At 64.3% G+C, this 9241-nt stretch carries 9 protein-coding genes; 2 read left to right on the forward strand and 7 right to left on the reverse strand.

Going from position 1 to position 9241, the window contains the following annotated elements; translation table 11 throughout:
* The 3 genes from ACFE77_RS02795 to ACFE77_RS02805 all read right to left on the reverse strand — a co-directional run.
* On the reverse strand, positions 1–557 hold a 557-nt coding region (locus ACFE77_RS02795; RefSeq protein WP_375420104.1), incomplete at its 3' end, for a cupin-like domain-containing protein.
* The gene (locus ACFE77_RS02800) at positions 554–1276 is read right to left on the reverse strand and encodes a SapC family protein (RefSeq protein ID WP_375420105.1); all 723 of its coding nucleotides are present in this window, start codon (positions 1274–1276) and stop codon (positions 554–556) included. The genes ACFE77_RS02800 and ACFE77_RS02795, both read right to left, overlap by 4 nt.
* Before the next feature lie 132 nt (positions 1277–1408).
* Entirely contained in the window at positions 1409–4645 is a 3237-nt protein-coding gene (locus ACFE77_RS02805) for a TonB-dependent receptor (RefSeq protein ID WP_375420106.1), read from the reverse strand.
* A 531-nt stretch (positions 4646–5176) separates the two neighbouring features.
* Here ACFE77_RS02805 and ACFE77_RS02810 point away from each other — a divergent pair.
* Entirely contained in the window at positions 5177–6571 is a 1395-nt protein-coding gene (locus ACFE77_RS02810) for a Gfo/Idh/MocA family protein (protein ID WP_375420107.1), read from the forward strand.
* Complete coding sequence (locus tag ACFE77_RS02815) at positions 6568–7332, forward strand: DUF1080 domain-containing protein (RefSeq protein WP_375420108.1); 765 nt, start codon at positions 6568–6570, stop codon at positions 7330–7332. Before ACFE77_RS02810 ends, ACFE77_RS02815 begins: the two co-directional genes overlap by 4 nt.
* Before the next feature lie 83 nt (positions 7333–7415).
* On the opposite strand, the gene ACFE77_RS02820 is transcribed toward ACFE77_RS02815, so the two are convergent.
* From ACFE77_RS02820 to ACFE77_RS02835, 4 genes are all read right to left on the reverse strand, one after another.
* A complete protein-coding gene (locus tag ACFE77_RS02820) occupies positions 7416–8087 on the reverse strand; it encodes a twin-arginine translocation pathway signal protein (protein WP_375420109.1) in 672 nt (223 codons plus the stop codon).
* Between the two features lie 339 nt (positions 8088–8426).
* A complete protein-coding gene (locus ACFE77_RS02825) occupies positions 8427–8627 on the reverse strand; it encodes a hypothetical protein (protein ID WP_375420110.1) in 201 nt (66 codons plus the stop codon).
* Positions 8628–8644: 17 nt separating this feature from the next.
* Positions 8645–8896 (reverse strand): hypothetical protein, encoded by a 252-nt coding sequence (locus ACFE77_RS02830; RefSeq protein WP_375420111.1) that lies wholly within the window; start codon positions 8894–8896, stop codon positions 8645–8647.
* Positions 8897–8925: 29 nt separating this feature from the next.
* Positions 8926–9108: a hypothetical protein gene (locus ACFE77_RS02835; RefSeq protein ID WP_375420112.1), complete on the reverse strand. Its 183-nt coding sequence runs from the start codon at positions 9106–9108 to the stop codon at positions 8926–8928.
* Between the last annotated feature and the right edge of the window lie 133 nt (positions 9109–9241).

Raw genomic sequence — 9241 nt, forward strand, 5'->3', positions numbered from 1 at the left:
AACAGCGTGAACCGCCGCCGCCCGACGAGGCAGCAGGCCATGTTGTTCGACATGTCGTAATGTGTCGCGGCGGTGGTGCGGTTGCCGATCCAGATGCTGACCAGCGGCGGATTCTCCGCCAACTGCGGATCCCCGAACGCCAGCGCCGCCTGCGCACGGAGGCCAGGCAGATACTGGTCGATGTCGGTCGAGCCGATATAGATGGTGGGCGCACCGGGATCGTCGAGGCTGGCGAGCAAACGGTCGAGATAGGTCGACAGCGCGCCGCTCTCGCGGGTGAAGTTTAGTGCGGTGAGGTCGTCGGAATAGCCGAAGCGGCCGCCGATCGCGGGATCGCCGATATAGGCGGTGACCGGCCGGCCGCCGTCGAACTTCTTGAGCCAGGCGATCGCCGGACCGGACCCTTCCACGCCTGCTTCGACGAGGGGCAGGTGGCGGGCCAGTCCACGCAGGATGACGGGGCGACCTTCGGCGATCAGGTCGGCAACGGGCAGGGTAGCGGCGTCCGCCCCCTCGATCACATGTGTGCGGCGGGCGATGGCCGGCAGCGTGGTCACCCGGCCGCACCCAGCAGCGCCTGCTTGCGCGCGATGAGTTGCTGGATGTTGCCGAGCGACGCCGTCGCCAAGGTCGCAAGGCGCAGCAGGCCGGCGCGGTGGAGCCGCTCCAGCGGCTCGCCGGTAAGCGCGGCGTGACGTTCGACGTCGATCACGAGCACGTCGGGCAGGGTGTAGCGGCGTTCCTCGCTGACATCGACGGTCAGCGTCACGGCGGTGAGCAGGCCGGCGTCGTCGAGTGCCGCATAGGCCGCCGGGGCAGCGTCCATCTCCTGGTAGAGCAGTCGCAGGACGCCCGACACATGGTCGAGATATGGCGCGTTGCCGCCATGTTCGAGGAACAGCGGCAGGCCGTCCGCATCGCCGACGCGCGGATCGTCCATGTCGACATGGACCAGCGGTTCCCCTGGTTCAGCGTCGGTGGACGATCGCGCGATGCCGATCGAGAAGGGGCCGCGCCGATGGCTGGCGGGAACGTAGCGGCTCGCCCAGCGGTCGCCCGCAAGGAACAGGTTCTCGTCCCGGTCGAGCCCCAGCAGCGCATAGGCCTGGATGCCGGTGTCGCGGCGGCGGAAGATGATCGCGAACTCACGCTGGAGTTCTTCGAATTCGCTGGGGAACACCAGCGCCTGATTGGCGGCGTCACCGAATTCGGCACCGGCGCGCGGGCTCACGCGCAGTTCGGCATGGTCGACATTGTTGATCTGTACGGGGTTCATCCGCTCCGGTCCTGTTGGTCGCCAATCCTAGCAGTGCGGCGGCGGCAACAAAAGAAAAAGGCCGCCGCACAGTGCGCGGCGGCCTTGATTGTCAGGTATCGGGAGTGGGCCTGAACCCACTCCCAGACCCGATCAGAAGCGGAACCGTGCGCCGGCCCAGAAGCGAGGCTTCAGTTCCTGTGCGAACACCAGGTTGGTCTTGCCGCGTGCATACTGGCGGAAGGGCTCGCTCGTCAGATTGACCGCCTCCAGCGACAGCGCGATGTTCTCGGTCAGATCATAGCTGATGTTGGCGTCGAGCGTGCCGAACGTGTCGGTGAACAGCGGGTTACGATTACCGCCCTGGTTGGTGCCCGCGAGATACTTATCACGCCAGTTGTAGGACACCCGAACCGACAAACCGTTCTTTTCGTAGATGCCGGTCAAGTTGGCGCTGTCGCCCAACCCGGTCAACGCGAAGATGTTGACGTTGGGATCGGCATAGGGATCGACGTTCACGTCGCCATCGACCTTGGTATACGACGCCGCGAAGCCGAAACCCGTCTCGCCGAAGAAGTTCGTCCAGGCGAGTTCGAAGCCGTGGATGTTGCCTTCGCGGTTGTTGACCGGGCCGCTGATCGCAAAGTTGACCAGCGGATCGTTGGCGTCGCCGTCGATGTTAACGGCGTTTGCGAGGTTCTGATAGACGGTGTTGTTCTGGTAATTGCCCTGCGCGTCCGCGTTGGCCTGGTACGCAGCAGTTGCCGCCCCCTGGTTGCCGCCGTTCTGCACCAGCAGAGCGCTATAGGCGAACAGGTTGATGTCCGTCTGAGCGATGTTGTTGGTGCGCAGGTAGTTGAGCGCTACGCCCGACCGCGAGCCAGCCGCGCCCGAACCCGGATCACGCAGGCCAAACAAGTTGCCGTTGGTGATCTGGTTGCCGATGAAGTTGCGCACGTCCTTGTTGAAGAAGCCGATCGAGACGAAGCTCGACGGCTTGTAGTACCATTCCACCGACACGTCGAAATTGTCCGACTGCAACGGCAGCAGACCCGGATCCTGCCGGCTAGCGGGCGCCGGCGCTGCGCCGAGCGCGGTGGGCCGGTTAGGTGCGTTAGCCGTGACGGAGGCGAACAGGTTGCCATAGTCCGCGCGGGCCAGCGTACGGCTGAACGAGGTACGGGCCACGACGTCGTCCACAACCTCAATGTTGAAGTCGAGCGAGGGCAGGAGGTTGTCGTACTTGGCCTTGACCTGCACCGCGGCACCCGGCGGTCCGCCAATGACGTTGAAGTCGTTATCCGACTGCCATTGCAGCGAGGCCGGGATCGACTGGAGACTGATCGAGTTGACGCGCGTCTGCTCGTAGCGGACACCGATCAGCGCGTTGGCGCGCCGACCGGCGAGCTCGCCGCCCCAGGCAAGCTGCCCGTACACGGCCCACGTCTTCTCGCCCACCGTGTCGTCGCTGGAGCCCTGCAGAACCGCCGGCCGTGCCGGCCGTGCCGCCACGCCCGGCGAGGCGGGTACGGCCGATGCATAGTAAGGCTCGAACACGTTCAGCAGGTCGACCGCGTCCGCCCGGAAGGCGACCAGCGACGAACCAGTCGAGTTGGGGTTGTACTTGTCGAACTTGCAGGTCAGGCAATAGGTGCTGACGAGGTCGCCGGCGAGTTGCTGGAAGACGCCGGTGTTATCCGTAATGCCCCAGTCACCAAGGGTCTGCTGCGTGTTGGACGACGCCGAGCGGGTCTTCGCGTCGATATAGTTGCCGCCGAACTTGAAGCTGCTGTCCTGGCCTAGGTCCCAGCCGAGCTCGGCACCATATTGGTTGATGCGCGCCTCCTGCTGCGAGTTGATCCGGCGCGCAACCTGCGAGCCGAGATCACCCGCGTCGAGCAGGCCGTTGTTGTTGCCGCCACGACCACCGTTAGTCGCGTTGTTGTCGTTGATCGTCTCCGACTGCTGGGGGAAGCCGTTGGAATAATCGACGCGATGCGTCGCGCGCACCGGGGCGCCGATGGAGATGGTCGTCGCCGACGAGCCATTCGCGTTGTCGGGATCCGTGGTCGACTTGGAGTGGTTCGCGTCGAGCCGCAGCGACAGGGTGTCGGTGAAGTTCCATTTGGCGTTGCCGCCGACCGAGTAGAGCTCCGTCTTCGTGGCGAAGCGCTGCTGCTCGTATCCCTTGTCGGCCTGGATCGCCTCGGCAAGGACGACCGCCGTCTGCATCCGGTCGTTGTCGTCGAAGGCGACCTCGGTGAACGGACGCTGGAACCAGTTGGTCTGCTCTGAGCGCTCGTCGCTGAGCTTGTTGCGGGCGTACAGGCCGTCGACCGTCAGCTCCAGCCGCTCGGTCGGCTTGAACTGCAGCACGGCCTGCCCGTTCAAACGCTCGCGGCGGTTTTCGGAGAACTGATACCGGCTGTCGTTCGGGATCTGGACATAGGCGGTCGTGGGACGATTGGTGATCGTCGTGGTCGGACGGATGTACGCACCCGCGGTGTTAAGGAAATCGGCCAGCGGCACGATGTTCCAATAGTTCGGGTTCGACTGCACCGACGAAGATTCGCGCAGCTGGTAGCTGCCGAAGACGCTCACGCCGAAGGTCTCGTCGACGTTCTTCCAATTAAGCAAGCCGGAGAACTCGGGCGTGATCCGGCTCAGGTCCGCCTCGGCATCTTCCACCGAGCTGTCGTACAGCGCCTTGCCGCCGATCGAACCGGAGAAGCCGTCCTGGCGGGCGTCGAGCGGACGCCGAGTGACGACGTTGATCGCGGCGCCGATGCCGCCCGAAGGAATGTTCGCGCGGCCGGTCTTGTAGACCTCGAGCGTGGAGACGCCTTCGGATGCGAGATTCTGGAAGTCGAACGAACGACCGGTGCCGGTCGCAAACGCGTTGCCAGTGCTCAAGTCGATGCTCGTCGTCGCCAGCTGGCGTCCGTTCAGCGTCACCAAGTTGAAGCCGCCGCTGAAGCCGCGAACCGCGACCTGCGACCCTTCGCCGTTCGACCGCGTGATCGACACGCCGGTGATCCGCTGCAGCGATTCGGCGAGGTTGGTGTCGGGGAACTTGCCGATGTCTTCGGCCGAGATCGCGTCGACGACGCCGGCCGACGTGCGCTTGATGTCGATGGCGCGGTTCAGCGAGGCGCGAACGCCGGTGACCACGATGTCGTCGGTTACGTTGCCTTGGCCGTCACTCAACGTGGAGGTGGCGGGGGCCGCATCCGGTACCGTCCCTTGGCCGGTCTGCTGAGCATTGGTCGTATTGGCGCCCTGGTCGGTCGGGGCGGTGCCCGCCTGAGCGAGAGCCGGGCTCGCGGCGAAACACGCCATCATCGCGATGGTGGATGCCGATTGGACGAGCGCGCACGGAAACTTGATCATAATCCCTCCTCTACTCAACCGCCGTCTTCCGGCGGTCTTGAGTTCACACGGTCTTCGCCGCTGTGGTTGCGCTAACACGGCCGCAAACTGAGTCAACAGCAGCTTTTTTGCACAAGACGTCTGCAGCAGCAGCGGTTTTTCGTGGCTGGTATGATGCGAGTCTTATATTTTTGCGGCGGATCAGCAGGTTAAAACCAACCATTTGCTCGGCACGACGCTGACATCGGGCGGGCGGGGCCGAGCACCAAGCAAGATTGTTTCCTCAGTGTGGCAAATTCGGCACGTTAGCGAACGATATTGGCCATCAGCACAGGTGAGGCCTGGGGGGGCGGTGGCCCTGACAGCATCGGGCTTGATGCGGTGCCGCAGCGCTGGCGCTGCTGATGGCGCTTGTCGATGGCATACGGGCTTGGCAAGTTGGGACAGCAAACAGGAGAGTAAGGCCATGTCGAACCGGACATTCCTGCTGACCGCAATGACGCTGTCGGCACCAAGGACGACACGCATCGGGCGACTGAAGTGAGCAGCGGGATGACCCGCCGAAGCTGGCTCGGCGGAACAGCGGCAAGCGCCGGGCTTTTTGCGTTGCCGGGAGGTGCTGCGGCTAGGCGGCTCGCGCCCAGCGACCGGGTCAACGTCGCGGTGATCGGCGCCGGGGGCATGGGCGCGCAGAACATGGCCAAGCTCACCGGCCAGAACATCGTTGCGATGGCCGATGTCGACCTTGCCCATGTCGCCAAGTCCTTCGTCGACGACAAGGGTGCGAGCCGGGCGGATCGCGTCGAGCTGAAGGCGGCTTATGATCGAGCCGCAAAGTATGTCGATTATCGACGCATGTTCGACGCGCGCAAGGACATCGACGCGGTCGTGATCGCGACCCCCGATCATCATCACGCCATCGCTGCCAAGACCGCGATGGAGCGCGGCATCCATGTCTATGTGCAGAAGCCGCTGACCTACACGGTACGCGAGGGCCGGGTGCTGCTCGATCTGGCACGCCGCAATCCGAAATTGGTCACCCAGATGGGGAACCAAGGCCATTCGGGCGACGATGGCCGGCGCGCGGTCGAGTTGATCCGCGGCGGCGTGATCGGAAAGGTGCGCGAGGTGCATGTCTGGACCAATCGCCCGCTCTGGCCGCAGGGGGAGGCGCGCCCGACGCCCGTGACAAAGCCTGCGACGCTCGACTGGGATCTATGGCTCGGGCCGGCGCCGGTGGAGTGGGGCTACAATCCCGATTACGCGCATTTCAATTGGCGCGGCTGGGTGCCGTTCGGTGTCGGCTCGCTGGGCGATATGGGCGCGCATCTGATCGACTTTCCGATCTGGGCGTTGCAGCCCGGCCTGCCGACCCGGATCGAAACGCGCCACAGCCGCTGGGGCGGCGATGCCGACATCTGGGACGGTAAGCCGCCGGCCGATCTGGGCAGCTATCCGCTCGCCAACATCACCACCTATCGGTTCGGCAATGCGCCGGGCGGTCCGCTGACCCTCACATGGTATGACGGCGGGCTGATGCCGCCGACGCCTGCGGCGATGCCTGCCAGTGCGCGCATGAACCCAGACGGCGGCGTGCTCTACGTCGGCGACCGTGGGTTGATGATGCACGACACCTATGGCGAGAAGCCGGTGCTGATCGGTGAGGGCGCAGACGCGCGTGCCGCGGCGGTCCCCGTATCGCTCCCGCGCATCCAGGGCGGTCGAGAGGCGCACGAGATGAACTGGATCCGCGCGATCCGCGGCGAGGAGGCGATCTCCTCGCCCTTTTCGGTCGCCGTGCCGCTGAACGAGACGATGATCCTGGGTATGGTGGCGCTAAGGGCAGACCAGCCGATCGAATATGACGGCGAGGCGGGGCGGGTCACCAACGTGCCCGATGCCAACCGCTTTCTCGATCGCGAATATCGTGCAGGATGGACCTTGTGAGCACCGCAGCAATCTTCTTCGCCGTCGCGCTCGCACAGACGGCTCCTGCTGCTAGGCCTGAGGAAACCGAGGTCTGGAGCCCCGAGCCGAAGATCGTCACGCCCGCGCCGGCAGCGGCGCTCCCGGTGACTGCGCCTTCCGATGCGGTTGTGCTGTTCGACGGACGCGATCTCGATGAGTGGGTTTCGTCCAAGGACAAGTCGCCCGCGCGCTGGACGATGGCGGACGGAGCCCTGACCGTGCGCAAAGGGACGGGCAACATCGAGACCAGGCGTCGGTTCCGCAACTACCAGCTTCATCTCGAATGGCGCATTCCACGCGACATCACCGGGACGGGGCAGGCGCGCGGCAATAGCGGGTTGTTCCTCGCCTCCACCGGCGAGGGAGATGCGGGGTACGAACTCCAGATCCTGGATAGCTATGGCAGCAAGACCTACGTCAACGGTCAGGCGGGGAGCATCTACAAGCAGCAGGCGCCGCTGGTGAACGCGGCCCGGAAGCCGGGCGACTGGCAGACCTACGACGTCGTCTGGACCGCGCCCATTTTTTCATCTGACGGCAAGTTGAAGGTCCCTGCCTATCTGACGGTGTTCTGGAATGGCGTGCTCGTTCAAGACCATGTCGCGCTCAAAGGGGAGACCACGTACATCGGACCGCCGCGCTACACCGCGCATGGTGCGACGTCGATCAAGTTGCAGGACCACGGTGATCCCAGCGCGCCGATCAGCTTTCGCTCGATCTGGGTGCGTGAGATGCCCTGAGCTGCGGTCGTCCGCAACTACTCTGCCAAGCCAGGGTGTTGGAGGCTGGTCCCGGAGAACGCATCTAGATGCCGGATGAGCGACTATTGCTTATCGACCACCGAGGCATTTTGCCCCGATCGCTGCACTTGAAGCATTCGGTCCCAGACCTTCCAGTCTATGGAACGGCCAGGGTAAGCGACCTTGGCGAAGGGCCAAGCCTTCTTCATCCAACTGCCGACCCACTTGTAGAGTTCGGCGTCGAAGCCCGCGTCGTGTTCGGCCTTGGTGACCCACATCCGGACGACGGCATCGTAGCCCGGGACGGGGCTCGGTGAAACGTAGACCGACCCACGCTCGCGACGGCCATCCGGCGTGAGCACGGCGTAGGCGAAGGACTTGCGGGCGCTGAACCTTGCTTGTTCGGTCTCCATGTCCTTCATGGCATCGGCGTGGGTGATGCCTCCGTGCGGCCAATCCGCGCTGCGCGAGAAGGTCTTCTGCAAATGCTTGATCGACGACATGTAGGCGGCGAAATCGACGTCGACGAGGTCGGGGCCTAAGGGCAGGATCTTGAAACCCGCTGCTTCGACGCTCGTCGGCACGTCGAAGTCCGCTGGAACGAACGTTGGCTTCGTGCTCGGCGCGGCAAGCGATGCCGACCCAGCTACCACCGCGTCACTTGTTGCTGTGGGCGAAGCGGCAAATGCTTCGCTGTGAGTGCACGCCAGCATCGCGAGCGTTAGTACTGCGCGTGTAATCTGCGACCTTCTCATGTCCGCTCCTCCGATGCTCAAGGCACTCCACCATGGACGGCGTGATGACACGAACGGGCATGCGTCAATTGGCAATATGGCCACCAGAAGGGCGCCCTCCACTCAGGCGCCGACCGCATTACCGCCGCTTGCGCCGCAGAAGCTCGGGCGTGTCGGAGGGCAGGAGGGCAGGCGGGCCGGCGAGCAGCCCATCCCAGACGCTTGACGGCAACATTCGCGTGATCGATCGGGCCGTGACAAGCATGTCCACGAACAAGGAATACCTGAGCAACCGGCCAAGTTGGCTGGGTGGACGGCCTGAATACCGCGCTTCGACGGCGAGGAGCCGCTACTGCTCGCTCACGGGTCGCGGCGCGTGTCGATCAGGCTTAGTTGCGTCAGCAGCAACGGGATATCCGCGGTGACGAAGGTGTCGGTCGGCACCGACCAAGACGATCGAAGCGCTCCACTGATGACGCTGAGGCCGTCCGAAACCCGGCCGGCGCCACGCTCGGTTAGCCCGAAGTCGCTGTGCGCTAGCTGCACGTCGTAAGGCGACATCTCGCGTCTCTTAGGGCCTACTGTATATTACCCGATGAGCCCGACGCGTTGCCATTCGCTTGCGGCATGGCCTGGGTGTCGACCGCATTCGATTGGCCGGCGACCTGCTCGTTGTCGCCGCGGAATGCATAGTTAGCTTGCGCATCGTTGAGGACGACGTCGCCGGTGTTGGTCGTGACGATATCGCCGGCACCGCCGCGTTCGCCCTGGCCGCAGCCGCCGATCGCGGCCAAGAGGGGCAGAGCCGCCAGCATCGATAGATTTCGCATCTCTCTCTTCCTTGTTCTGTATATCGCGTTCAGTCGAGCAGCAGCGGATCGCGGATCTTCCCGCCCGCCGCCATCAATACCCGGCCGTGCAGATCCGCCAGGCGCAGATGCGCGCGGGCAACCCTGACGTTCTGGGATCTCAGGCCCGCATCCCGCTCCTGCCGCATGCGGGTCGAATGATAATCGAGATCGTTCGTGGTCACCGTCTTCATCCTCCGGATCAAGGCTGTGGCGACCATTCGACGCTGCTACATTCACCTGGAGCAAAACGAGCCGGCAATCTTGTTGATCTGGAGAAGGTTCGGCGCCGTTGTAGCGGCTGGTCGATAAGCTTCGAGCCTGCAG

It is taken from the genome of uncultured Sphingomonas sp., from assembly GCF_964243315.1.
In the GTDB taxonomy this organism is placed as follows: domain Bacteria; phylum Pseudomonadota; class Alphaproteobacteria; order Sphingomonadales; family Sphingomonadaceae; genus Sphingomonas.